This window comes from Nocardioides oleivorans (genome assembly GCF_004137255.1).
Lineage (GTDB): Bacteria > Actinomycetota > Actinomycetes > Propionibacteriales > Nocardioidaceae > Nocardioides > Nocardioides oleivorans.
The window spans coordinates 511,892-536,836 of sequence record NZ_SDWT01000002.1 but is presented as its reverse complement, the minus strand read 5'-3'; the positions used below and the strand labels follow the sequence as shown (position 1 = coordinate 536,836).

The following is a 24,945-nucleotide window of genomic DNA, read 5'->3' as shown; positions in this document are numbered from 1 at the left end:
TGTGGTTCCTTCGCTCGCGGGGTGTGGGTGGTGCTTCAGGGCGGTGTGGATCAGGAGTGTGCGTGGAGCGGCTTGCCGGCGAGGGCCAGGTGGGCCTCGCCGAGCGCCTCGTTCTGGGTGGGGTGGGCGTGCACGAGCGGCGCGACGTCGTCGGCGTGTGCCTCCCAGTTGTAGATCAGCTGCGCCTCGCCGATGAGCTCACCGACCCGATCGCCCACCATGTGGACGCCGAGCACCGGGCCGCCGACCAGGCCGACGAGCTTGACGAAGCCCTGCGTCTGCAGGATCTGGCTCTTGCCGTTGCCGCCGAGGTCGTAGGTCACCGTGGTGACGGCGTCGCCGTGCCGCTCGCGTGCCGTCGCCTCGTCCAGGCCGACGGAGGCGATCTCGGGGTGGGAGTACGTCACTCGCGGGATGCCCGCCTCGTCGACCGGGCGGGGGTCGAGGCCGGCGATCTCCTCGGCCACGAAGATGCCCTGCTGGAAGCCGCGGTGGGCCAGCTGGAGGCCGGGGACGATGTCGCCGACGGCGTACACGCCCTCGACGTTGGTACGGCAGCGCTCGTCGGCGAGCACGAAGCCACGCTCCATCGCGATGCCCTGCTCGGCGTAGCCGAGGCCGTCGGTGGACGGGCCGCGGCCGACGGCGACGAGGAGCACCTCGGCCTCGATGACGTCGCCTCCCTCGACCGTGACGGCGACCCCGGTGTCGGTGTGCTTGACGCTCTGGAAGGGGGTGCCGGTGAGGAAGGTGATCTTCCGCTTGCGGAAGGCGCGCTCGAGGGCCTTCGACGACGCCTCGTCCTCGACCGCGACGAGCCGGGGCAGTGCCTCGATGATCGTGACGTCGGAGCCGAACGACTTCCAGACGCTGGCGAACTCGCAGCCGATGACGCCGCCGCCGAGCACGATGGCCGACGCGGGGACGCGGTCGAGTCGCAGGGCGTGCTCGGAGGTGAGCACCCGCTCGCCGTCGACCTCGAGGCCGGGCAGGCTCCTGCTGTAGGACCCGGAGGCCAGGACGACGGCCCTGCCGGTGTAGGCGGTGCCGTCGACGGTGACCTCGCGGGGACCGGTCAGCGTGCCGGTTCCCTGGATGACGTCGATGCCACGCGACTTGATCAGCCCGGTGAGGCCCTTGAAGAGCCGGTCGACGACCTTGTCCTTGTAGGCGTTGACGCCGGCCATGTCGATGCCGTCGAGGGTGGCGCTGACGCCGAACTGCGAGGCCTCCCGCGCCGAGTCGGCGACCTCCGCGGCGTGCAGGAGCGCCTTGGTCGGGATGCAGCCGACGTGGAGGCAGGTGCCGCCGAGGTTGCCCTTCTCGACCAGTCCGACCCTCAGCCCGAGCTGGGCTGCTCGCAGGGCGCAGGCGTAGCCGCCAGAACCAGCCCCGAGGACGAGTACGTCGTACTCACCGTCCGCCACAGATTTCCTCCACCACGTCGCCAGCTGATCGTCACTTGGGCGGATCCATCTTTGCACTCTTCACGAGGCTGTCCACACCGGGTCGGACCACACCAGATTCGCGGAGTGCGGGGCATCGTGGGGTGGACCCCGGCAGAATGGACCGCATGGGCTTGTTCGATCGATTCCGGCGCAGTGGGCGCACCAGCCGTCCGGCACGCAACGCGGAGCGCACCGGATCGACGCGCGTGCGCGCCGCGGACGGCGAGGACGTACGCCACCTGGAGACCTTCGTGACCACCAGGCAAGGGGTCGAGGGGTTCGTCGAGCCGCGCACCGCGGTCAGTGACGTGACGCTCCTGCTGGTCGCCCACGACGGCGAGTGGACGCGACGCCGGGTGCCGAGCGTGAAGTGGGCCCACGAGTTCGCCAACCACCACCGCGTGCCGTCCTACGACGCCGCGGTGGTCGGCGTCCCGCAGCGGATGCGCGACTACAACCGGCGCAAGAAGGCGGGCGGGATCTAGGGCTTCGACACGCTCGCCGGCGCTCGCTGATCAACCAGCGGTCGCGGAGAGCGAGCGTGCGAGCTCGACCAGCGTGGTGACGCCGAAGCCGGTCGCACCCGAGGGGACGTGGCCGTAGGGCGCGCCGGTGTTCATCTCGTTGCCGGCGATGTCGAGGTGCGCCCACGGCAGGCCGCCGCTGAACTCGCGCAGGAAGGCCGAGGCGTAGAGCCCGCCGCCCCAGCGCACCCAGTCGTGCTGGAGCAGGTCGGCCACCTTGGAGCTGGTGATCCGCTCCCTCATCTCCTCGGGCATCGGCATCCGCCAGTGCTGCTCGCCGGCGGCGACGCCTGCCGCGAGGACTGCCGGGACCTGGTCGTCGGTGCCCATCACGGCGCCGACCTTGTCGCCGAGCGCGAGCTGCATGTGACCGGTGAGCGTGGCGATGTCGACGAGGACGTCGGGCTGCTCGGCCACGGCCAGCGACATCGCGTCGCCGAGCAGCATCCGGCCCTCGGCGTCGGTGTTGGCGATCTCGACGGTGGTGCCGCTGTGCATCGTGATGACGTCGCCGGGGCGGGTCGAGGTGCCGGAGACCATGTTCTCCGCCATCGGCGCGAACGCGGTGACCTTGATCGGCAGACCGAGCTGGGCGATGGCGAGCGTGACGTTGACGACCGTGGCCGCGCCGGCCATGTCGCCCTTCATGTTCAGCATGCTCGACGACGGCTTGATGGTGAGGCCGCCGGAGTCGAAGGTGACGCCCTTGCCGACGAGGGCCAGGTGCGCGACGGCGCCCTTCGGTGCCCAGGTGAGCTTCACCAGCCGCGACGGGGCGACGGAGGAGTTGCCGACACTGAGGATGCCGCCGCAGCCCATCTCCTCGAGCTGGACGTGGTCGAAGACCTCGATCGCCACCTTCGGGGCGCCGCGGCCCTTGGTGACCTCCTGGTGCGCGGCGGTCACCAGCTCTGCCAGCAGCGGGGGAGTGCAGTCCTTCGGGGGCGTGTTGACCCAGTCGCGGGTGCGGGCGACGGCCTCCGCGAGCACCTCGGCCCGCTGGAGCGCGGCACCGGCCTCGGCGCGGCGGGCGATCGGGCTCAGCACCACGACGTCGTTGGGCTCGGTGGTCTCGGCCTTCTTCGACTTGTAGGCGGTGAAGGTGTAGCCGCCGAGCCGGTGCCCCTCGACGACGGCTGCGATGAGCTCGGGGGAGTCGCTCGGCAGGGCGAGGGCGACCGACGCCGCGTTGGCCACGCTGCGCGCCGCGACGCCCGCCGCGCGTCGTACGGCGATCGCGTCGGTGGGGTCGTCACCCAGGCCGACGAAGACCAGCAGCGGCGCGTTGACCTCGTCGCGGGTCGGCGCCTTGACCGCCTCGCCCGCCTTGCCGGTGATGCCCATGGTGGACAGGAAGGGCCGCAGCCTGCGGCCGTAGGCAGCGCTGACGTCCTCGGCCGCGTCGCAGAGCCGCGGCCCCTTCGGGCCGGAGACCACTCCCACCACCACGGCGTCGGCTCGGGTCTTGGCGGGGCTGGCGCTGCGCAGGGAGTACGTCGTCACCCGGGGCATGTTAGGCGAGACGCCGGGAAGGTAGGTTTCGCGGCATGGACGGATCGCTCAAGCAGTCGCCCCTCCACAGCCGTCACGAGGCGCTGGGCGCCAAGTTCTCCGAGTTCGGCGGCTGGTCGATGCCGCTGGAGTACCCCACCGGCGTCGTCAAGGAGCACACGGCCGTGCGCGAGTCCGTCGGCATCTTCGACGTGAGCCACCTCGGCAAGGCGATGGTGTCGGGGCCGGGCGCGGCCGACTTCGTCAACGCGACGCTGTCCAACGACCTCGCCAAGATCGAGCCCGGCAAGGCGCAGTACACCCTCTGCCTCGACGAGACCGGCGGCATCGTCGACGACCTGATCGCCTACTGGCACGACGACGAGCACGTGCTGCTGGTGCCCAACGCCGCCAACACCGCCGAGGTCGTACGACGCCTCCAGGCCGTCGCCCCCGCGGGCGTGAAGGTGGTCGACCACCACGACGACTACGCCGTCCTCGCCGTGCAGGGCACCCGCTCCGACGAGGTGCTCGACAAGGTCGGCCTGCCGACCGGGCACGGCTACATGTCCTTCGTCGAGGCGCCATTCGCCAGCTCCTCGGACCCGTCGGGAGACCTCGGCGTGGTCGTGTGCCGCACCGGCTACACCGGCGAGCGTGGCTACGAGCTCATCGTCGCCAACGACGCCGCCGGCGACCTCTGGGACGCACTCGTGTCGGCCGGCGAGGAGTGGGGCATCACCGCTTGCGGTCTCGGTGCGCGCGACACGCTCCGCACGGAGATGGGCTACCCGCTCCACGGCCAGGACATCAGCCTCGACACCAACCCGGTCGAGGCCGGGCTGTCGTGGGCGGTCGGCTGGCGGAAGGACGCGTTCTTCGGCCGTGACGCCGTGACGAAGGTGAAGGAGGAGGGGCCGAAGCGCCGGCTCCGCGGCCTCGTCGCCGTGGGCCGTGGCATCCCGCGCCCGGGCATGGGCGTCACGCTCACCCAGGACATCCCCCTCGCCGACATCACCTCCGGCACCTTCTCCCCAACGCTCAGGAAGGGCATCGGCCTCGCGCTGATCCCGGTGATGGTCAACGAGGACGCCGAGGTCGGCGTCGACGTCCGCGGTCGCCGCGAGATCTTCCAGCTGGTCAAGCCACCGTTCGTCGACCCATCGGTCAAGGAGTCCTGACGTGCTTCCCGGACAGCCGCCCACCTTCCGCCCGCCGTCGGCCTCCGAGCGCCCCTGGTGGTGGCGCCTCGAGGACGCGTCCGGTGAGGCCCTCGAGCTCGCCGACTTCTCCGACCGGTTCAGCAACCAGGGCGACGCCGAGTCGTGGGTCGGCGAGATCTGGGCCGACCTCGCCGAGCACGGCGTCGCGTCGGTCACGCTCTTCGAGCACGAGCGGCAGGTCTACGGGCCGATGTCGCTGAGCGCCTAGCCCCAGCGGCGACATCCGGCCCCGCCACCGGCTCCGAAGCAACGGCAGGAGGTGGGCATGGCGGGCGACACGGACTTCGACCGGTACGTCGGTGCGCGCTGGGACGACCTCGTCGGTGCGCTCGAGGCCGAGGGCGTCGCGCCGGACGATGCGCGCCTCGCCGTGGCCGAGGTGCTGCTGGCGGGGCGCCGGTCGTGGGACCGCCGCACGCGCGAGGAGCAGGTCGACGTCACCGTCTGGGCGGAGGTCCGCGAGCGCGCCGGGCTGCCGCAGCGACCCGGCCAGCCCGTGCCCCACGGCGTACGCACCCCGGATCCCGGCGACGGACCGGAGGAGTGGCTCGACCGCGCCCGCGTGCTGCGCGGGACGCGTCGGCGTCGTGGCCTCAGGCTCGGCCTGGTCGCCGTCGCGGTCCTGGTCGCGCTCGGTGCCGGCTGGCAGTGGTGGGCGTCGCGGCCGCCGCCCGTCGAGGTGCGCGAGGAGGCCAACGCGCTGCCGGTCGTCTGGTACTCCGAGGGCGACCTCCACCTCGCCGACGTGGTCGTCACGCTCCCGGACATCACCGAGTTCGCCGCCTCCGGCTCCGGCGTCGTCGCGCGGCTCGGGTCGGGCACGGTCGTGCAGGTGTCGGACGACGGGGAGGTCTCGCCCGCCGACGACACCGACGCGCTGGACGACCCGGTGGAGGCGCCGGCCTTCATCGCCATCACGCAGTACGACGTCGTGGTGCAGAGCGCGCCCGTCGCAGGCGGCGGCTGGGCCTACCTGCTGGACTCGTCGCGTCGCGAGGCGGCGTCCACCCAGGACGCCGTACGCCGCTCGGAGTCGGGTCGACGGGCGCTCGTGCTCTGCGACGTGGACCTGCGCTGCGAGGCCCCCCGCACGATCATCGAGTCCGGCGGGGCGATCCGGCTGCGCTGACGCCGAGTCGTAGAGTCGCCGTGTGCGCGCCTACCTCGACCTCCTCCAGCGGATCCTCGACGAGGGCGTCGAGAAGACCGACCGCACGGGCACCGGGACACTGAGCGTCTTCGGGCACCAGATGCGCTTCGACCTGTCCGAGGGATTCCCGCTCGTGACGACCAAGAAGGTGCACACGCGCTCGGTCTTCGGCGAGCTGCTCTGGTTCCTGCGGGGCGACACCAACGTCACGTGGCTGCAGGACCGCGGCATCACGATCTGGGACGAGTGGGCCGACGACGACGGCGACCTCGGCCCGGTCTACGGCTACCAGTGGCGCTCGTGGCCGACGCCCGACGGTCGCCACGTCGACCAGATCGGCCGACTCGTCGAGGGCATCCGCACCAACCCCGACTCGCGCCGCCACATCGTCTCGGCCTGGAACGTCGCCGACGTCGACGACATGGCGCTGCCGCCGTGCCACACGCTGTTCCAGTTCTACGTCGAGCCCACCCCCGACGGCCCGGGCCGGCTCTCCTGCCAGCTCTACCAGCGCTCGGCGGACAGCTTCCTCGGCGTGCCGTTCAACATCGCGTCCTACGCCCTGCTCACGCACATGGTCGCCCAGGTGACCGGGCTCCAGGTCGGCGACTTCGTGCACACGATGGGTGACGCGCACCTCTACCTCAACCACGTCGAGCAGGCCGAGCTGCAGCTCACCCGCGAGCCGCGGGCCCTCCCGACGCTCGTGCTCAACCCCGCCGTCACCGAGATCGACGGCTTCGACCTCGAGGACGTCGCCGTCGAGGGCTACGACCCGCACCCGGTGATCAAGGCGCCCATCGCCGTATGAGGACGGCACCGTGAGCCCCCGCCCCGACCAGCGGGTCGTCCTGGTCGCCGCGCATGCCCGCAACCGCGTGATCGGCGACCGTGGCGAGATCCCGTGGCACCTGCCGCACGACTTCGCGCACTTCAAGCGGGAGACGCTCGGCCACACACTGGTCATGGGCCGCCGCACCTGGGACTCGATCGGTCGCCCGCTCCCGGGTCGCGCCACGATCGTGGTGACGCGCGACGAGTCGTTCGACCCCGGCTTCGAGGGCGTCCAGGTCGCGCACTCGCTCGAGGACGCCTTCACCCGCGCCGCGCTGCTGCCGGGCGACGTGATGGTCGCCGGCGGCGGTGAGATCTACGCGCTCGCCCTGCCCTGGGCGACCCACCAGGTGCTGACCGAGGTCGACCTGACTCCCGAGGGCGACGCGTTCTACCCCGAGTTCCCGGTCGACGAGTGGGTGGAGGTACGTCGCGAGGTCGGCGAGGGCTGCCAGTGGACATGGCTCGAGCGGATGGAAGCAGCCGCGTGAGGCCTCCGCGATGAGGCTCCGCGTGGACCAGTCCTCGGGCGTGCCGCCCTTCGAGCAGGTGCGCGAGGCGATCAAGGCGCAGGTCGGGTCGGGCGAGCTCGAGGCGGGCTTCCGCCTCCCGCCGGTCCGCTCGCTCGCGGACTCGCTGGGGCTCGCCGCCAACACAGTCGCCCGCGCCTACAAGGAGCTCGAGGCGCTCGGCGTCGTCGAGACCCGCGGCCGTGCCGGCACGTTCGTCGCCGGCAGGGGAGTCCAGGCGTCGGTGCGCGCCGCCGCGTCGTCGTACGTCGCCACCGTGCGGCAGCTCGGCCTCGCCGACGACGCCGCGCTCGACGCCGTACGCCGGGCGCTGGGGCAGTGACCTCGAGGTGACCCGGCTGCTCCTGCTCAACGGTGCGCCCGGGGTCGGGAAGTCGACGATCGCGCGCCGGTGGGCGCACGACCACCCGGGCACCCTCGTCTGCGACATCGACCTGCTGCGCACCTGGGTCAGCGGGTGGCGTGAGTCGTTCTTCGACGTGGGCGACCACGTCCGGCCGGCCGCGCAGGCGCTGATCGGCGGCTACCTCCCCTCGGGGGACGTCGTCCTGCCGCAGCTCTTCGCCCGTGCTGCCGAGCTCGACGCCTTCGCCGCCGTGGCGACCGACGCGGGCGCCGACGTCGCGCACGTCGTGCTCCGCGACCCGCTCGGTGGCGCTGCTGCCCGCTTCCGCCGCCGTTGCGGCGACGACCCGTGGCACGCCGAGGTCGTGCGCCTGGTCGAGGCCGCCGGCGGCGACGCGGTCATCACCGGTCACGCCGAACGGCTCGACGCACTGGTCGCGAGCCGGCCGGGGACGCTGGTCGTCGACTCGGTCGAGGGCGACGAGGACGGCACGTACGCCGCGCTCGTCGAGGCGCTGGGCCGATAACCGGTTGATCGGCCGACCACACCGCGTCACGGTGCTGCCATGACCGATGAGTCCCCGTTCGCCGCGGTCGACCGGGCCGCGGAGGCCAACGAGCTGCACCGCCCGGTCTCGTTCGACGACGGGGTCGTCACCCGGCCGTCGGGTCCCGGCAGCACCACCGTCCACGCCTACCTCCGCCACCTCCGCGAACAGGGCCTCGACTGCGTGCCCGAGCCGCTCGGCATGGAGGGCGGTGTCGAGACGCTGCGCTTCATCGAGGGCGAGGACGGCGGGCAGGGCTGGTACCACCAGCACACCGACCAGGGCCTGGCCTCGGCCGCACGCCTGCTGCGGCGCATCCACGACGCTGGTGCCGGATCGGCGCCGCCGGCCGACGCGGTGTGGGGAGCGGAGCCGATCGACGGGGACGCGACGGTCTTCTGCCACGGCGACCCGGGACCGTGGAACTTCATCTGGCAGGACGACGAGGCCGTCGCGCTCATCGACTGGGACTACCTGCACCCGGCCCCGCGCACCGACGACGTGGCGTACGCCCTCCGCTGGTTCGCGCCGTTGCGCTCGGACCTCCACGCGCTCGAGTGGCACCACTTCCCGCAGGTGCCGGACCGCGGGGCGCGGGTGCGCACGTTCGTCGAGGCGTACGGCGACCTGCCGCCGTTCGACGTGGCCGACGCCGTCATCGATCGGATCCGCGCCGTCGTCCGGCTCCAGCAGGACCTGGCCGCGCGGGGTGTCGAGCCCCAGGCCACCTGGGTGGCCGACGGCAGCATCGAGCGTGATCTCGAGGAGATCGCCTGGATCGAGGCCCATCGCGACGCGTTCTGACACGTCTCGCGCGGGGCGTTGCCGTCCCGGCCGGGCGAGCGTCTACGGTGCCGGGGTGAGCGATCTCCCGGTCCAGACCGTCGACCTCGACGCACCCGGTCCGTGGTGGCGACGCCGCGCCGCCTGGCTGTGGGACGCGGTGCTCGCGGGCGAGGTCCGCGACCACGGTTCGCCCACGGAGGCCGTCTACGCGCTCAGGTTCGACGACATCGGCGCCGTCTCCCTGCCCGACGGTCGCGTGGTCGCCGCGGATCCCTATGTCATGGACGAGGACCCACCCCCGTTCGAGCAACGCGTCCGGGCCGGCGACGTGCCCGTCGTCGCGGTGCGGACCATGGTCGGCGAGGACCACGAGCGGGTGGCGGCGCTGGTCCTCGTGGCGGGCGCGCAGCCGGTCACTCGGTGGGAAATGGCGACGGTCGCTGGACAGGACGTCTCCTCGCTGGCTGGCGACGGCTTCTTCGGCTATGGCGTGGACGCCGGAGCGGGGTCGTTCGGAAGTCCCGAGGCGATGCGAGTCGCAGGCCCGGTGCTCGTCGCGGACGACGGGGCGTTGGAGGACCCGGTGTCCCTGGCGCTCTTCGCGGACGACGTCGGCAGCTCCAGTGCTGTCGTGGTGGCGCCCAGCGACGGAGCGCCACCCATAGCGGTGTGTTCCTCGGGCTGGGGCGACGGCGTCTACCCGACCTGGTGCGGGCTCGCCGCCGACGACGACGTGGTCGTGATGGTGACGGACTTCCTCGTCGCCGGTGACCCCTACGCCACGCCGGAGGACCCGGTGGACGAGACGCCGGACGAGCCGGCCGGCCCGCCCCAGCGCCCGACGTCACTGCTGCGCCGCATCTTCGGCCGCTGACCCCTCACGCCACGTACGCCGGTCGCGGACGGACGCCGCACCCGTGACAGGCTCACGCCATGGAGCCCGCGCCCGGCAAGCACATCGTCGTCGCCGCGATCGCACTGGTGCGTGACGGCTGCGTGCTGACGGTGCGCAAGGAGGGCACCGAGCGCTTCATGCTCGTCGGCGGCAAGCTCGAGCCGGGGGAGTCGGCCCGCGAGGCCGCGCTGCGCGAGACGTACGAGGAGGTCGGGCTGCGGATCGAGGAGGCGACCCTGCTGGGCGAGTTCCTCTCCGAGGCGGCCAACGAGCCGGGCCACACACTGCACTCGACGGTGTTCAGCGTCGAGTCCGACGAGGAGCCGATCGCGTCCGCCGAGATCGCCGAGGTGCGCTGGACCCCGCTCGACGACCATCCCGACGACCTCGCCCCGATGCTCGAGCACCACGTGCTTCCGGCTCTCAAGGAACTGTCAGGCCGCTGACCTGCGCTTTTGTCCGAGGTCGGGGTGTGATCCCCGGCACGTTACCCAACGGGCTACTTGGCGTCGATCGCATGTAGACAAATAGTGAACTACCGGTCGGTTTCATGGTCGAGGGCCCACAACGGGCCCCTCGACTCCGCAGAGGAAACCCCGTGTCCGTCTGGTCGCCCCGCCGCCCCGCCCTCGTCGTCCGTGCCGTCCTGGCAGCGGCGCTCGGCTTCTCGGCACTCGCTGCCGCCACGACCTTCGCGCCGCAGGCCAACGCGGCGTCGGTGAGCGACCCCCTCTGCCTCCAGTCGCCGATGGCCGCGCCGGAGCGCCTCGACGTGGCGCTCGCGAACGGTGTCAGCGCCGCGCTGATCCGCACGCTCAACAACCTCACCGGCACCCAGCTCGAGCACTTCTCCGAGGACGAGACCACGTGGGTCGACCGTTGCGGTCGCCTCTACGTCGCCGACGAGGGTGCCCCGGCCGCCCGGCAGGACACCCCTGCCCAGCTCGCGTCCTCCCAGGTCCCCGGCGACGTGTTCGACCTCTCGTCGCGTCCCCAGTCCAGCCGCACGATCTACCTCGACTTCGACGGCGCGACCTACTCCGGCACCAAGTGGAAGAACGGCGCGGAGATCGTGTCGGCCCCGTTCTCGATCGACGACGACGCGACCACGTTCAACGCCGAGGAGCGCGCCCAGGTCTTCCTCGCCTGGAAGGTCGTGGCCGAGGACTACGCGGCGTTCGACGTCAACGTCACCACCCGCAAGCCCGACGCCTCGGCGCTGACCCGCACCAGCTCCGCCGACACCACCTACGGGATGCCGATCGTCATCACGCCCACGAACTCCGTCGGTGACAGCTGCGCCTGCGGCGGGCTGTCCTACGTCGGCATGTTCGGCACGGTCAACGGCACCGGCTACCAGCCGTCGTGGGCGTTCACCTACGGCTCGGGCACCAACGGCTACAACATCGGCCAGGTCGTCGCCCACGAGATCGGCCACAGCTTCGGCCTCAGCCACGACGGCACCAGCGACTCCAGCTACTACTCCGGTGCCAAGGGCTGGGCGCCGATCATGGGCTCCTCCTACAACCAGCGCGCCTCGCACTGGTCGAAGGGCGAGTACGCCGGCGCCAACAACACCGAGGACGACATCGCGATCATCGCGAAGACCGCCCCCCTGCTCGCCGACGACCACGGCGACGACAAGGTCGGCGCCACGCAGATCAGCGTCGGCAGCACGACCTCCGGCATCATCGGCTCGCGCTCCGACGTCGACGCGTTCACCTTCACCGCCAGCGGCACCACGACGCTCAGCGTCGCCGGCCCGGCCGGCATCTCGGACCTGGATGCCCAGATCACCGTCCAGAACGCCGTCGGGCTCACCATCGCCACGCTGAACACCGTCGGCGACGTCGCCACCGACGACACGATGTCGGCCACGTGGACCGCCGACCTGCCCAGCACCCCGGCGTCGTACACCGTCCTCGTCGACGGTGTCGGCTTCGGCAACGCCCAGGAGGCGGGCCGCTACAGCGACTACGGCTCGATCGGCTCCTACCAGGTGAGCCTCTACGCCGGCCGCCCGACGGTCCCGACGAGCGACCCCGCGACGGACCCGACCACCGACCCGACGAGCACCGCGACCACCACCTCGACCCCGGGCACCCAGACCTCCAGCACGCAGACCTCCGGCTCCACCCCGACGACGGCACGCTCGACGCAGGACATCTCCTTCGTGACCCGCAGCCTGCCGCGGGCCAGGGTCGGCAAGAAGTACCGCGCCGAGATCCGCTTCGAGGGCCCGGTCACCGACGCCAGCGTCGACTACCACCTCCCGGCCGGCCTCAAGTGGCGTGTGCTCGCCGACCGCGTCGTCATCACCGGCAAGGTCAAGACCCGCGCCACGAGCACCTTCAACGTCGACCTCGACGGCGACGACAGCTCGACGCGGATGAAGTTCCGCCTCGTCGCGCGCTGAGCGACTACCCGAAGATCCGCAGCTCCTCGCCCCAGCCGGACACCATGTCGCTGGTGCGCGTGTGTCCGCGCCGGGCGTCGTACGCCGCGCACGCAGCACGCACGAGCGGGAAGGTCTCCCGGACCGCGCCGGCGTCGCCGGCGAGCGTGCGGCCCACCAGGTCGAGCAGCTGCTCGCCGGGCCACTCCTCGAGCGGGTGGTGGCGCAGCTCCCAGGGCAGGTACTTGTTGTAGGGACGCACCCGACCAGCGGTCGCGAAGACCACGTCGAGCAGCCACGGCACCGACTCGGCCGCGTCGAGCCGCGCCTCCAGCGGGCGGCCGTCGCGGTCGTTCTTCAGCGCCCGGTAGGCGAAGTTGACCCAGCCGTCGAGCCGGTCGTGGTCGAGGAGGACCGCGTCGGACTCCTCCGGCGGCAGGGTGGCCTGGCGTCGTACGGCGTCAGTGAGCGCACCGCCGGTGCGGTCGAGGAGGACCGGCGCCCAGGCGTAGGTCCAGCGGAACCACCACCCCTCCGAGCCGAACGGCGGCACGGTGAGCAGGTCGGTCCACGAGTCGACGGCCTCGTCGACGTCGGGGGAGTGCGTCGTCGAGCGAGCGGCGGCGGCCTCGTCGGCGAGCACGACGACCACGTCGAGGTCGGAGTGCTCGGTGGCATAGGCGCGTCCGGCCGACCCGCTGAGCACGAGGCCGAGGAAGTCGTCCCCGTGGGCGGCGTCGTTGCGACCGGCGAGATCGACGAGCAGGGCGCGCTGCGCGGGCGTCAGCCACTCGGGGACGACGAGGCCGGGCAGGGTGTCGGTCACTTCGGCGGGAGCGTCCGGACGAAGGCGACGCCTCGCCCGACCCACAGCTCGAGCTGCTCGTCGGTCGCGAGCGCCGACCGGTCGACGAGCAGCCAGCCGCTCATCTCCCGCCCGCGCATCTCCATCGGCGCCACGGCGGCGCCGTCGATCCACGACTCACCGTCGGCGGGGTCGACGCGCACCATCAGTGCGCCGCCACTTCCCGCGGCGACCGCCATGTGGCCGTCGACCATGAAGCCGAGCCCGCCGAACATCTTCTTCGAGGTGAGCCCCGGCTCGCCGTCGAGCACGTCGTGGATCCGCTGCGCCAGCACCTCGTCGTACGCCATGGGCACGAGTATGCGGCTCGCCGCCGACAGCGGAGCCGGGCGAGGGCGATAACCTTCGCCCATGAGCTCCTCTGTCCCGTTCGGCCGCCTGCTCACGGCAATGGCCACCGCCTTCCACGAGGACGGCAGCGTCGACCTCGACGGCACCGCGAGGATCGCCGCCCACCTGGTCGACCACGGCAACGACGGCGTCGTCGTCAGCGGGACGACCGGCGAGAGCCCCACGACCTCCGTGGCCGAGGACGGCGAGATCCTGCGGGCGGTGCAGGACGCGGTCGGCGACCTCGCCACCGTCATCGCCGGCGTCGGCACCAACGCGACCGCGCACTCGGTCGAGCTGGCCCGCCAGGCCGAGAAGATCGGCGTCGACGGGATCCTGCTCGTCACGCCCTACTACAACAAGCCCGGCCAGGCCGGCGTACGCCACCACTTCACGTCGGTCGTCGAGGCCACCGACCTGCCGGTGATGCTCTACGACGTGCCGGGCCGCACCGCGACGCTCATCGAGCTCGAGACCTACGAGGCGATGCGCGGCTACGACCACGTCGTGTCGGTCAAGGACGCCACCGGTCTCCTCCCACGCACCGCCGAGCTCGTCGAGATGGGCTTCTCCGTCTACTCCGGTGACGACGTCAACACCCTCGGGTACCTCGCCTACGGCGGCGTCGGCCTCGTGTCGGTGTGCGCCCACGCGGCGGGCACCCAGCTCGCCGCCATGATCGACGCCTGGTCGTCCGGCGACCACGCCGAGGCGCTTCGCATCCACACCGCGCTCGCCCCGGCGTTCGCGGCCATCATGGGGGTCCCCAACTACGGGGCCACCACCGCCAAGGCAGCCCTCGAGCTGCTCGGCGTGCTCGACAACCGCCGCGTCCGCGGCCCGCTGGTCGCCCTGGCCGACGACGAGGTGACGGCGCTGCGCGCCGGCCTGGTCGCCGCCGGCCTCCTGTGATCCAGACCGACCGAACCGAAGGAATCCCTTGAGCCACACCCACCCCGAGCTGAGCGCACCCGCCCCCCTCCCCGCCGGAGGCCTCCGGGTCATCCCGCTCGGCGGGCTGGGCGAGGTCGGTCGCAACATGACCGCGTTCGAGTACGACGGCAGGCTGCTGCTCGTCGACTGCGGCGTGCTCTTCCCGGAGGACCACCACCCCGGCGTCGACCTGATCCTCCCCGACTTCGAGCCCATCCGGGACCGCCTCGACGCCGTCGAGGCGCTGGTGCTCACGCACGGCCACGAGGACCACATCGGCGCGACGCCCTACCTCCTGCGCGAGCGCGGCGACATCCCGCTGGTCGGCTCCAAGCTGACCCTCGCGCTCCTCGGCTCCAAGCTGCGCGAGCACCGCCTCAAGGAGACGGTGCACTACGAGGTCGCCGAGGGCCAGACGATCACCTTCGGCCCGTTCGTGCTCGAGTTCGTCGCGGTCAACCACTCGATCCCCGACGCGCTCGCGGTCGTGATCCGCACCGGTGCGGGCGTCGTGCTCCACACCGGCGACTTCAAGATGGACCAGCTCCCGCTCGACGGCCGGATCACCGACCTCAACGAGTTCGCGCGCCTCGGTGACGAGGGCGTCGACCTGTTCCTCACCGACTCCACCAACGCCGAGGTGCCCGGCTTCACCACCTCGGAGAAGGACATCTCCCCGGTCCTCGAGCGGGTCTTCGCCAAGAGCGACCAGCGCATCATCGTGGCCTGCTTCGCCTCCCACGTGCACCGCGTCCAGCAGGTGCTCGACGCCGCCGTCGCCCACGGCCGCAAGGTCGGCTACGTCGGCCGGTCGATGGTGCGCAACATGGCGATCGCGCAGGAGCTCGGCTACCTCACGGTGCCGCCCGGCGTGATGGTCGAGGCCAAGGAGCTCGCCGACCTGCCGCCGCACAAGCAGGTGCTGATCTCGACCGGCTCGCAGGGCGAGCCGCTGTCCGCGCTCAGCCGGATCGCCCAGCGCAGCCACAGCTTCGTGCACCTCGAGGAGGGCGACACCGTCGTCCTGGCCAGCTCGCTGATCCCCGGCAACGAGAACGCCGTCTACCGCGTGATCAACGGACTGTCCCGCCTCGGTGCCAACGTCGTGCACAAGGGCAACGCGCTGGTCCACGTCTCCGGCCACGCCAGCGCCGGCGAGCTGCTCTACTGCTACAACATCGTCAAGCCGCGCAACGTGATGCCCGTGCACGGGGAGATCCGCCACATGCGCGCCAACGCCGACCTCGCCCGCGCCACGGGGGTGGAGAACGTCGTGCTCGCCGAGGACGGCGTGGTGGTCGACCTGGTCGACGGCGTCGCGAGGGTGACCGGCAAGGTCGAGGTGGGCTACGTCTTCGTCGACGGCACCACGATCGGCGACATCTCCGAGGCCTCGATGAAGGACCGCCGCATCCTCGGCGAGGAGGGCTTCCTCTCGGTGATCGTGGTCGTCGACTCCGTGACCGGCAAGGTCGTCTCCGGCCCCGAGATCCACGCGCGCGGCTTCGCCGAGGACGAGACCACGTTCGACGAGATCCGCCAGCCCGTCATCGACGCGATCAACGCCGCGGTGGCCGACGGCGCGACCGGCTCGCACCAGCTCCAGCAGACCGTGCGGCGTGTCGTCGGTCGCTGGGTCAACCGCGCCCACCGTCGCCGTCCGATGATCATCCCTGTGGTGATCGAGGCCTGACGGTCCTAGAGTCACATCCGTGGGCGGGTCCTGACGACCTCCCGAGGACCTTCGGGGGGAGGTGGAGATGCCGCACAACCAGGGTGCGCTGAGACGGCTCGCCGAGCTGATGCGTCGCGTCAACTCCTCCACGGACACCGAGGTGATCCTCGAGGAGATCGCGCACGGCGTCGTCGACGTCCTCGGCTACGGCGTGGCCGCGATCGCGCGCCTCGACGGCGACACCCTGGTGATGACCAACGTCGCCGGGCCGCCCGAGGTGGTCAGCCAGATCCTGCACCGGCGCACGCCGGCCGAGCAGATCCTCGACGAGTTCCGCGAGGCCGACAAGTGGGGCATCCTGCGCTTCGTCCCGGCCGGGCGGATGTCCGAGGAGCGGCTCCGTGCGGCGTGGATCCCGGACGTGGCCCCGACCGAGGATCCCGACGCGTGGCATCCCCAGCACGCGCTCTACGCACCTCTCTACTCCGCGAGCGGCGAGCTCCTGGGCAACATGGCGGTCGACCTGCCTGCGGACGGCAAGGTGCCGCACGAGGCCGACCGCGAGCTGCTCGAGATGTTCGCCGTGCAGGCCGGCGTGGCGTTGTCGAACGCCCGCGAGCGCGAGCGGCTCACCGATCGCGCCCGGCTCGACCGGATGCTCACCACCGTCGCCGGTGCCGGCACCCACCAGGGCCTGGCCCAGGCGCTGCGCACGGGCGTCGGCGCCGTCGGCGACGCGCTCGGAGCCGTGCAGTCGTGGGTGCGCACGTTCCCGACCGACGCGCAGGGCAGCCAGCTGGGTGCTGCCTGGCCGGTGCCGTTCACCAGCGAGCTCGACCTGCCCGACCTGCGCGACGACCTGCTCGCCCTCGAGCTCCGGCCGATGCTGATCGACCTCGAGGCAGGGGACCTCGGCTCCGAGGTGCTGGAGCGGAGCGCGGGTGCTCTCCAGGAGGTGATGCGCGCGGTGCGGGCCGAGCGGGTGGTGGTCTGCCCGCTGGTGTCGCAGGACGACCTCGTCGGCTACCTGGTGCTGGCCCACTCCCGCAACGCGCCGCTGCTCACCCAGGTGGAGGCCGACGCGATCCTCGAGGTGGGTCGGTTGCTGGCGCAGATCGTGCGCGCCGCGCGCGTGCTCGAGACCGAGCAGCGCCTCGTCCAGGAGCTGCGCGAGCTCGCCCGCTACCGCAGCGAGCTCATCGCCACGATCTCCCACGAGCTCAAGACGCCCCTGACCGCGATCCTCGGCCACGCCGAGCTGATCTCCGACCGGCACCCCGAGCTGAACTCGATCGACGCGATCATCCGCAACGCCGGCCGCCTGAGCAACCTGGTCGCCAACCTGCTCCACTACTCCCGGATCCAGGGGCGGCGCGAGACCGTGCGGCGGGCGGTCGACCTCGCCGAGCTGTGCGAGGCGAGCGTCGACCTGCTCGAGATCCGGGCCAAGCAGGCCGGCGTGCACCTCGCCTTCCTCGGCTCCGGGTCGCCCCCCGTGGTGGTGTTCGGCGACCCCGAGGAGCTCGCGCGCGTCATCGACAACATGGTCGACAACGCCGTGAAGTACACCCCCGAGGACGGCTCGGTGACGGTCTCGATGACGGTGAGCGACGACGAGGTGAGCGTCGACGTGACCGACACGGGCCTCGGGATCTCGCCGGCCGACCAGGGTCACGTGTTCTCGGCGTTCCACCGCTCCACGAACCCGAACGCCCTGTCGATCCCCGGCACCGGGCTCGGGCTGCCGATCGCCCACCGGATCGCCGAGTCCCACGGTGGTGCGCTCACCCTCACGTCCGAGCTCGGCGTGGGCAGCACCTTCCGGTTCACCCTGCCGCTGCGCTCGCCTCGCGACGACTGAGGTCGCCTGCTCCGAGGTGCACGACCCGGTCCATCCGGTCGAGGCCCACGCTGCCGTGGGTGATCCACACGACCGAGCGCCCGGCGCGGGTCGCGGACTCCAGCATCCCGGCCGCGACGGACCGTGCGGTGGGCCCGTCGAGGTGGGCGGTCGGCTCGTCGAGCACCAGCACGGCCGGGTCGGCCAGCAGCGCGCGTGCCAGCGCCAGTCGGGCCCTCTCTCCGCCGGAGACCTCGCGCGAGCCGGCGCCCACGTGGGTGTGGATCCCGGCAGGCAGGGTCGCCACCCACGGACCCAGCCGGGCTGCCGAGAGCGCCTCGCGCACCTCGTCGTCGGAGGCGCCGGGGCGCGCCAGCCGGACGTTCTCCACCACCGTCGAGGCGAAGACGTGCGGGTCGTCGTCGACCAGGCCCACCGCGCCGCGCACGTCGTCCAGCGCCAGGCGCCGCAGGTCGCGCCCACCCAGTCGTACGTCACCCGCGACCGGGTCGATGAAGCGGACGAGCGTGGCGGCGAGGGTCGACTTCCCGGTGCCCGAGGCACCGGTGATGCCGAGGTGCTCCCCGGCTCGCAGGTCCAGGTCGAGGGTCAGGACGGGGCAGTCGTCCCAGCCCAGGCCCACCCGGTCCAGGTCGAGGTCGTGGTGGTCGGGCGCCGGTTCGGGGAAGGCGGGCGAGAGGACGGCCGGTGCGGTCGCCGACAGCCGGTCGAGGCGGGCGCGTGCCGCCCGCGCCCGCACGGAGAGCGCCCCGGCGTCCGCGAGCCCGGAGGTGAGGTCGGCCAGGGCCAGCGGGACGAGCAGCAGGAGGGCGAGCAGGGCGGGCGAGACCTGACCCGCGCCGTCCAGAGGGGGGCCGACGGTCGCGGCGACGGCCACGACCCCGATGCCGGCCGCGGCGCTGGTGAGGGCGGTGCCCGCGGCCGTCGCGCGGGAGGACCGGCGTACGGCTGCCGCGAGGGCGCTGGACTCCACCTCGACCCGCTGGAGGGCGGCGTCCGTGGCGCCCCACTGCTCGAGCTCGCGGAGCCCGTGGGCCACCTCCTCGACCCGGGTCCCCAGCGCCGCGCGGTGCGTGACCACGGCGGGCTCGGCCGCCCCGGCACCGTGCCGGGCCAGCACGTGGGCCACGGCACCCGCGGCGACGACGACGGCCACGACGACACCCGCGGCGGGGGCGACGAGGCCGGTCAGCACGGCGGCGCCGACGCCGACGAGGACCGCGGTGACGACCGGCTGGCGGACCCGGAGGCGCTCGTCGAGCAGGGCGTCGACGTCGTCGACCACGCTCGTCAGCAGGTCACCCCGGCGCGGGCCGAGCCGACCGGGCACGAGCGGCACCAGGTCGGCGTACACCCGGGTCCGGCGCTCGGCGAGCTCGCGGAGGACGACGTCGTGGCTGAGCACGCGCTCGGCGTGCCGCAGCACCGGCCGGGCCAGGCCGAAGAGCCGGACGCCCACGATCGCGACCATCAGGTGGAGCACGGGCGGTTGCTCGCTCGCCCGGGTGATCAGCCAGCCTGCGGTGGCCGTGAGCGCGACCCCCGACGCGGTGCTCAGTGCACCGAGGAGGGTCGCGGTCCGGATGCCCCACCGGGGGCGTACGTCGTCCTCCTCCGTCGCGGCCACGGCGGTCGGAGCCACAGGGGCGGGGTCCGCGACGACCACAGCCGGAGCCGGGGCCGGGGCACGGACCGGTGCGGGCGCGAGCGTGATGACCCGGTCGGCGGCCTCGAGCACGACCGGTCGGTGCGCCACGACCAGCACGAGGCTGGTCCGCGCGAGCAGGGCGAGGGTGTCGAGGAGGACCTGCTCGGTCTCCTCGTCGAGGTGCGCACTCGGCTCGTCGAGCAGCACGACCGGACGACGGGCGAGCACCACCCGGGCGAGCGCGACGCGGGCCCGCTGGCCGGCGGAGAGCCCCGCGCCGTCCTCGCCGAGGGTGGTCGCGAGCCCATCGGGCAGGGCACGGACGGCGTCGGCGAGGTCGACGCTCGCCAGCGCCGCCCAGACCTCGTCGTCCCCGGCGGAGGGACGACCGAGCCGGACGTTCGCGGCGATCGTGTCGGCGAGCAGCCACGGTCGTTGCGGGGCCCACCCGACCTGCGCGCGCCACCACGTGGGGTCGACGTCGGACAGGGACGCGCCGCCGACCAGGACGTCGCCGGAGGCAGGTGCGAGCTCGCCGCGCAGGGTGGCGAGCAGGGTCGACTTCCCGCACCCGGAGGGCCCGGCGATCGCGACCAGCCCACGCCGGGGCAGCGCGAGGTGGACGCGCTCGGTGAGCGGCCGGTCGTGGCCGACCTGCAGGACCGAGAGGGCGAGGCGGGTGCTGGCCGGACGGAGGCCGGCAGGGCGCTCGTCGCCGGGCGCGGTCGAGGCGGTGGCGAGCAGTGCGTCGGCGTCGGCGAGGGCGGCGGTGCCCTCGGCGGCGGCGTGGAACTCCGCACCGACCCGTCGCAGCGGCCAGTAGGCCTCGGGCGCGAGCAGGAGCACGGTCAGCGCGACCTGGAAGTCCACCGACCCGGACGCGAGCCGCAGCCCGACCGTCACCGCGACGAGGGCGACCGACAGGGTGGCCACCAGCTCGAGCACCGAGGAGGAGGCGAACGCGACCTTGAGGGTGTCGACGGTGGCCCGGCGGTAGCGGTGGGTGACCGCGCGGATCGTGCCGACCTGCGCCTCCGCGCGACGGTGTGCGACGAGGGTCGGGAGGCCGCGCACGACGTCGAGGAAGTGACCAGACAGTGCCTCGAGCGCGCGCCACTGGGCCTGCGCGCGGTCGCGAGTCGTCATCCCGACGAGGATCGCGAAGACCGGCACCAGCGGGAGGGTCAGCGCGACGACGAGCCCGGACAGCGGGTCCAGCCAGGTGATCGCGGCCAGGGTCACGACCGGAAGCACGACGGCGGGGACCAGCGCCGGGAGGTAGCGGGTGACGTAGGGCTCGATCCCGGCGACGCCACGGGTGGCCAGCACCGACAGGCGCGACGGCGACACCTCCCCGCCCCGGCGGGCTGCCTCGAGCAGCCGGCCGCGCAGGGTCCCGGAGACCTGTCCGGCGGCGCGGGCGGCGGCGCGCTGGCCGGCGTACGACGTCGCGGTGCGCAGCAGCACGAGCGCGACGAGCCACCAGCCCGCCGTCGTCCAGTCCCGGCCGCCGACGGCGGCGACGACCAGGGCGGCGAGCGCGAAGGCCTGCGCCACCGTCGCCAGCCCGCCGGCGACGCCGCTCGCGACGACGACGGCGAGCGCCCGACGAGCGGGCAGGAGGTGGGTGAGCGGGAGCCTCATCGCGCCTCGGCCAGCTCCGCGTCGGGGATGTGGTGCACCGAGATCCGCTTGCGGAAGACCCAGTAGGTCCACGCCTGGTAGCCCAGCACGAGCGGGGTGAAGACGACCGCGACCCACGTCATCACCTCGAGCGTGTACGCCGTCGCGGCGGCGTTGGTGGTCGTGAGGGAGAACGCCGGGTCGGTCGTCGACGGCATCACGTCGGGGAACAGCGCGAGGAAGAGGCCGAGGACGGCGAGCCCGATCGTGACGAAGGTGCCGGTGAAGGCCCAGCCCTCACGACCGGCGCGGGCGGCGACGAGCCCGCCGACCAGCGACAGCGCGGCGACCACGAACACGACGGCGGACACGGCGGTGCCGCTCCTGGCCTGGGTCCAGGCCATGAACACCACGGCGAGGACGGCGGCCACGGCACCGATCCGGACGGCGAGAGCGCGGGCGCGGTGCCTGATCTCGCCGTCGGTCTTCAGCGCGACGAACATCGCGCCGTGGGCCGCGAAGAGGGTCAGCATCACGAGCCCGCCGAGCAGGCCGAAGGGGTTCAGGAGCGTGAGCATGCTGCCGGTGAACTCCTTGTCGGCGTCGATCGGCACGCCGGCCGCGATGTTGGCGAAGGCGACGCCCCACAGGAGCGACGGGACGACGGATCCCCAGAAGATCGCGAGGTCCCAGCGGGCCTTCCAGCGGACGTCGTCGCGCTTGTGGCGGTACTCGAACGACAGGCCGCGCACGATCAGGGCGACCAGGATCAGCAGGAGCGGCAGGTAGAAACCGCTGAAGAGGGTGGCGTACCACTCCGGGAACGCGGCGAAGGTCGCGCCGCCGGCGACCAGCAGCCACACCTCGTTGCCGTCCCAGACCGGACCGATGGTGTTGATCATGACCCGGCGCTCGGTCTCGTTGCGCGAGAGCACGGGCAGCAGCATGCCGACGCCGAAGTCGAACCCCTCCAGGCAGAAGTAGCCGATCCAGAGCACGGCGATGAGGGCGAACCAGACGGTGGTGAGCTCCATGAGAGGTCCCCTTTCGATCAGGGTCAGTAGGCGAAGGTCAGGGGTGCGTCGTCCTCGGCGCCGCCGAGCGTGACGTCGGGCGGCTCGACGAAGGGGTCGGCGCCCTTCTTGACGTAGGTGACGAGGAGCTTCATCTCGATCACGAAGAGCACGGCGTAGAGGAGGGTGAGCACGATCAGCGAGGTGGCCGCCTCGAAGACGGAGACGCCGGGGGACACGGCCGACTCGGTGCGCATCAGCCCGAAGACCACCCAGGGCTGGCGACCCATCTCGGTGAAGATCCAGCCCCACGACGAGGCGAGCGTGGTCGCGATCGGCAGCGACAGCCCGAGCCAGCCCACCCAGCGCACCGCCGGCGTACGGCTCTTGCGGGTCAGCCACAGGATCAGCGCGGCGCCGGCCGCGGCGAACATGCCGAGGCCCATCATGAAGCGGAACGACCAGTAGGTCACCGGGATGACGGGCGTGTAGTCGGCCTCGCCGTAGGTCTCGGTGTACTCCTCCTTGAGCGGGTTGATGCCCTGCACCGTGCCGTCGAAGGAGCCGGTGCCCAGGAAGGACAGCAGGCACGGCACGGTGATCGCGAACTTCTCGTGCTCGCCGTCGGGGGTGCCGACGGTGAGGACCGAGAACGGCGCGCAGCCCTCGCTGGTCTCGTAGAGGCCCTCGGCGGCTGCCATCTTCATCGGCTGCACCTCGGTCATCACCTTGCCCTGCAGGTCGCCGGTGACGGCGACGCCGATGCCGGCGAGCAGGGTGACGGCGGCGCCGATGCGGATGGCGCGGTGGTACATCGGGCGGTCGGCCCGGTGCGTGCGCTTCATGTAGAGGTACGCCGAGACGCCCAGCAGGAACGCCCCTGCCGTCATGTACGCCGCGAAGATCACGTGCGGGAACGTCACCAGCTGCACCTTGTTGAACATCACCGCCCAGAAGTCGGTCAGCTCGGCGCGCCCCGACTCCTCGTTGAAGCGGTAGCCGACCGGGTGCTGCATCCACGAGTTGGCGGCGAGGATGAACCACGACGACGCGAGCGTGCCGACGTGGACCGTCCACATGCAGGCCGCGTGCAGGCCCCGGGGGAGCTTGTCCCAGCCGAAGATCCACAGGCCGAGGAAGGTCGACTCCAGGAAGAAGGCCAGCAGGCCCTCGATCGCGAGCGGCGCACCGAAGACGTCGCCGACGAAGCGGGAGTAGTCCGACCAGTTCATCCCGAACTGGAACTCCTGGACGATCCCGGTGACCACGCCGATGGCGAAGTTGATCAGGAAGAGCTTGCCGAAGAACTTCGTCAGCCGGAGGTAGTCCTCGTTGCGGGTCCGCAGCCAGGCGGTCTCCAGCCCGGCGATGACGGCGGTCAGCCCGATCGACAGCGGCACGAAGAGGAAGTGGTAGACGGTGATGATCCCGAACTGCCAGCGAGCGATGTCGAGGACTTCCATGACGACCCTTCGGAACGAAGTGTTACTACGACTTGTAGTAGATACTACGCCGTGTCGTAGTTCGTGGCGAAGTGGCCTAGACTTCCGCGCATGAGTCCGAGGTCCCGCATGGGCGAGCTGGAGCAGGCCGTCCTGGAGACCCTCTGGGACGCAGGCTCTCCGGCCAGCGGCCGCGAGGTGCACGAGCGCCTCGCCGACCGCGACCTCGCCTACACCACCGTGATGACCGTGCTCGACCGGCTGGTCGCCAAGGACGTCGTCGCCCGTGAGCGCGACGGCCGCGCCTTCCGCTACGCGCCGCGTCGCAGCCGGGCCGCGATGACGGCCGACCTGATGCACGAGGCGCTCGAGGGCACCGGCGCCGAGCGCGACCAGGCCCTCGTGTCCTTCGTCGGCGAGGCCAGCGCCGACGACCTCGCCGCCCTGCGGCGTGCCCTCGCCGACCTGACCTGACGGACTGCCCGTGCTCACCCCTGTCCTGCTGGGGGCACTCGCCGTGCTGCTGGCCGGACCCTGCCCGTCCCTGCTCTCGCGCTGGACGCGACTGAGGCGTACGCCGGCCGCGGCGATGCTGCTGTGGCAGAGCACGGCGCTGGCCGCGGTCCTGGCGGCCGTCGGCGCGGGGCTCTCGCTGGCGACCGACCGGCTCTGGACCCCGCCGATCGCGACCGGTGACCTCGTCGTCGCGGTCCTGGCCGGTGCGCTGACCGTCGTGGTCGTCGCGCGGCTGCTGCTGAGCGGGCACCGCACCGGGACCGAGCTGCGCCGGATGCGGAGGGTGCACCGCGAGCGGGTCGACCTCGTGGCCCGGGTCGACGGGGGAGTGTCCGTGCTCGAGCACGACCTGCCCGTCGCCTACTGCGTGCCCGGGATGACCGGTTCGCGGATCGTGGTGTCCCGCTCCACGCTCACCCGGCTGGCACCCGACGAGCTCGGCGCCGTCCTCGACCACGAGCGCTCGCACCTGCGCGCCCGGCACGACCTCGTGCTCGAGGCGTTCGCCGTGCTCCACCGGGCGTTCCCGCGCTGGGTGGCGAGCGCCGCCGCCCAGCACGAGGTCGAGGTGCTCGTGGAGGTGCTCGCGGACCGTGCCGCCGTACGCTCCGGCGACCGTCGTGCGCTGCTGGCCGCACTGGTCACGCTGGCCGGCTCGGCCGCACCGGCGGGCTCGCTCGGCTCGGCGGGGTCCTCCCTCGTCGCGCGCGTCGAGGTGTTGCGCGACGACGCGCCCCACCGGCTCCAGTCCGCGGTCGCCGTGGTGCTCGCCGCCGCCATCCTCGCGCTGCCGACGCTCCTGGTCGTGCTGCCCTGGCTCACCGGCCTCGACCGCCGCTGAGCAGGCCGAAGGCCCCGGCGGACTTCTCC

24 protein-coding genes are annotated in these 24,945 nt (G+C 72.4%); 17 read left to right on the top strand and 7 right to left on the bottom strand.

Annotated elements, in window-relative coordinates; all coding sequences use genetic code 11:
* Nucleotides 1-50: 50 nt before the first annotated feature.
* On the bottom strand, nucleotides 51-1,427 hold the full coding sequence (gene lpdA, locus EUA93_RS18175; RefSeq protein WP_129401695.1) for a dihydrolipoyl dehydrogenase: 1,377 nt from the start codon (nucleotides 1,425-1,427) through the stop codon (nucleotides 51-53).
* A 146-nt stretch (nucleotides 1,428-1,573) separates the two neighbouring features.
* Between lpdA and EUA93_RS18170 the strand changes: the two genes are divergently transcribed.
* Nucleotides 1,574-1,933, top strand: a complete 360-nt coding sequence (locus EUA93_RS18170; RefSeq protein ID WP_242497497.1) for a hypothetical protein — start codon at nucleotides 1,574-1,576, stop codon at nucleotides 1,931-1,933.
* A 30-nt stretch (nucleotides 1,934-1,963) separates the two neighbouring features.
* On the opposite strand, the gene EUA93_RS18165 is transcribed toward EUA93_RS18170, so the two are convergent.
* Complete coding sequence (locus EUA93_RS18165; protein ID WP_129401694.1) at nucleotides 1,964-3,475, bottom strand: leucyl aminopeptidase; 1,512 nt, start codon at nucleotides 3,473-3,475, stop codon at nucleotides 1,964-1,966.
* Nucleotides 3,476-3,519: 44 nt separating this feature from the next.
* Here EUA93_RS18165 and gcvT point away from each other — a divergent pair, with 44 nt between their 5' ends.
* From gcvT to EUA93_RS18110, 11 genes are all read left to right on the top strand, one after another.
* Nucleotides 3,520-4,644, top strand: coding sequence for a glycine cleavage system aminomethyltransferase GcvT (gene gcvT / locus EUA93_RS18160; protein ID WP_129401693.1), 1,125 nt, complete (start codon nucleotides 3,520-3,522; stop codon nucleotides 4,642-4,644).
* A 1-nt stretch (nucleotide 4,645) separates the two neighbouring features.
* Nucleotides 4,646-4,894 (top strand): hypothetical protein, encoded by a 249-nt coding sequence (locus EUA93_RS18155; RefSeq protein ID WP_129401692.1) that lies wholly within the window; start codon nucleotides 4,646-4,648, stop codon nucleotides 4,892-4,894.
* Nucleotides 4,895-4,951: 57 nt separating this feature from the next.
* Entirely contained in the window at nucleotides 4,952-5,815 is an 864-nt protein-coding gene (locus EUA93_RS18150; protein WP_129401691.1) for a hypothetical protein, read from the top strand.
* A gap of 22 nt (nucleotides 5,816-5,837) precedes the next feature.
* On the top strand, nucleotides 5,838-6,647 hold the full coding sequence (locus tag EUA93_RS18145) for a thymidylate synthase (RefSeq protein ID WP_129401690.1): 810 nt from the start codon (nucleotides 5,838-5,840) through the stop codon (nucleotides 6,645-6,647).
* Between the two features lie 10 nt (nucleotides 6,648-6,657).
* Nucleotides 6,658-7,161 (top strand): dihydrofolate reductase, encoded by a 504-nt coding sequence (locus EUA93_RS18140; protein WP_129401689.1) that lies wholly within the window; start codon nucleotides 6,658-6,660, stop codon nucleotides 7,159-7,161.
* A 10-nt stretch (nucleotides 7,162-7,171) separates the two neighbouring features.
* On the top strand, nucleotides 7,172-7,522 hold the full coding sequence (locus EUA93_RS18135; RefSeq protein WP_129401688.1) for a GntR family transcriptional regulator: 351 nt from the start codon (nucleotides 7,172-7,174) through the stop codon (nucleotides 7,520-7,522).
* 7 nt (nucleotides 7,523-7,529) lie between these two features.
* Complete coding sequence (locus EUA93_RS18130; protein WP_129401687.1) at nucleotides 7,530-8,072, top strand: AAA family ATPase; 543 nt, start codon at nucleotides 7,530-7,532, stop codon at nucleotides 8,070-8,072.
* A gap of 39 nt (nucleotides 8,073-8,111) precedes the next feature.
* On the top strand, nucleotides 8,112-8,897 hold the full coding sequence (locus tag EUA93_RS18125) for a phosphotransferase (protein WP_129401686.1): 786 nt from the start codon (nucleotides 8,112-8,114) through the stop codon (nucleotides 8,895-8,897).
* Nucleotides 8,898-8,952: 55 nt separating this feature from the next.
* Nucleotides 8,953-9,753 carry a DUF4241 domain-containing protein gene (locus tag EUA93_RS18120; protein ID WP_129401685.1) on the top strand — a complete coding sequence of 267 codons (801 nt, stop codon included), beginning with the start codon at nucleotides 8,953-8,955 and terminating at the stop codon, nucleotides 9,751-9,753.
* A 59-nt stretch (nucleotides 9,754-9,812) separates the two neighbouring features.
* Entirely contained in the window at nucleotides 9,813-10,220 is a 408-nt protein-coding gene (locus EUA93_RS18115) for an NUDIX hydrolase (protein WP_129401684.1), read from the top strand.
* A 152-nt stretch (nucleotides 10,221-10,372) separates the two neighbouring features.
* The gene (locus EUA93_RS18110; protein WP_129401683.1) at nucleotides 10,373-12,190 is read left to right on the top strand and encodes a M12 family metallo-peptidase; all 1,818 of its coding nucleotides are present in this window, start codon (nucleotides 10,373-10,375) and stop codon (nucleotides 12,188-12,190) included.
* A 4-nt stretch (nucleotides 12,191-12,194) separates the two neighbouring features.
* Here the strand turns inward: EUA93_RS18110 and EUA93_RS18105 are convergent, their stop codons facing one another.
* The gene (locus EUA93_RS18105) at nucleotides 12,195-12,995 is read right to left on the bottom strand and encodes a hypothetical protein (protein WP_129401682.1); all 801 of its coding nucleotides are present in this window, start codon (nucleotides 12,993-12,995) and stop codon (nucleotides 12,195-12,197) included.
* Nucleotides 12,992-13,324 (bottom strand): TfoX/Sxy family protein, encoded by a 333-nt coding sequence (locus EUA93_RS18100; RefSeq protein ID WP_129401681.1) that lies wholly within the window; start codon nucleotides 13,322-13,324, stop codon nucleotides 12,992-12,994. The genes EUA93_RS18105 and EUA93_RS18100 overlap by 4 nt, the downstream gene beginning before the upstream one ends.
* 61 nt (nucleotides 13,325-13,385) lie before the next feature.
* Here EUA93_RS18100 and dapA point away from each other — a divergent pair, with 61 nt between their 5' ends.
* The 3 genes from dapA to EUA93_RS18085 all read left to right on the top strand — a co-directional run bounded on the left by dapA (nucleotide 13,386) and on the right by EUA93_RS18085 (nucleotide 17,833).
* Nucleotides 13,386-14,276 (top strand): 4-hydroxy-tetrahydrodipicolinate synthase, encoded by an 891-nt coding sequence (dapA, locus tag EUA93_RS18095; RefSeq protein ID WP_129401680.1) that lies wholly within the window; start codon nucleotides 13,386-13,388, stop codon nucleotides 14,274-14,276.
* Between the two features lie 28 nt (nucleotides 14,277-14,304).
* The gene (locus tag EUA93_RS18090; RefSeq protein WP_129401679.1) at nucleotides 14,305-15,990 is read left to right on the top strand and encodes a ribonuclease J; all 1,686 of its coding nucleotides are present in this window, start codon (nucleotides 14,305-14,307) and stop codon (nucleotides 15,988-15,990) included.
* A 67-nt stretch (nucleotides 15,991-16,057) separates the two neighbouring features.
* Nucleotides 16,058-17,833, top strand: coding sequence for a sensor histidine kinase (locus EUA93_RS18085; protein WP_129401678.1), 1,776 nt, complete (start codon nucleotides 16,058-16,060; stop codon nucleotides 17,831-17,833).
* Here EUA93_RS18085 and cydD read toward each other — a convergent pair.
* From cydD to EUA93_RS18070, 3 genes are read right to left on the bottom strand one after another with little or no spacing between them, the layout of a single operon-like run.
* Nucleotides 17,799-21,125, bottom strand: coding sequence for a thiol reductant ABC exporter subunit CydD (gene cydD / locus EUA93_RS18080; RefSeq protein WP_129401677.1), 3,327 nt, complete (start codon nucleotides 21,123-21,125; stop codon nucleotides 17,799-17,801). The genes EUA93_RS18085 and cydD overlap by 35 nt on opposite strands.
* Nucleotides 21,122-22,138, bottom strand: coding sequence for a cytochrome d ubiquinol oxidase subunit II (gene cydB / locus EUA93_RS18075; RefSeq protein WP_129401676.1), 1,017 nt, complete (start codon nucleotides 22,136-22,138; stop codon nucleotides 21,122-21,124). Before cydB ends, cydD begins: the two co-directional genes overlap by 4 nt.
* 23 nt (nucleotides 22,139-22,161) lie before the next feature.
* A complete protein-coding gene (locus EUA93_RS18070) occupies nucleotides 22,162-23,580 on the bottom strand; it encodes a cytochrome ubiquinol oxidase subunit I (RefSeq protein ID WP_129401675.1) in 1,419 nt (472 codons plus the stop codon).
* A 90-nt stretch (nucleotides 23,581-23,670) separates the two neighbouring features.
* Here EUA93_RS18070 and EUA93_RS18065 point away from each other — a divergent pair, with 90 nt between their 5' ends.
* Both EUA93_RS18065 and EUA93_RS18060 read left to right on the top strand, forming a co-directional pair.
* Nucleotides 23,671-24,033, top strand: coding sequence for a BlaI/MecI/CopY family transcriptional regulator (locus tag EUA93_RS18065; protein WP_129401674.1), 363 nt, complete (start codon nucleotides 23,671-23,673; stop codon nucleotides 24,031-24,033).
* A gap of 10 nt (nucleotides 24,034-24,043) precedes the next feature.
* Entirely contained in the window at nucleotides 24,044-24,916 is an 873-nt protein-coding gene (locus EUA93_RS18060; protein ID WP_165355219.1) for a M56 family metallopeptidase, read from the top strand.
* The last annotated feature ends 29 nt before the right edge of the window (nucleotides 24,917-24,945 follow it).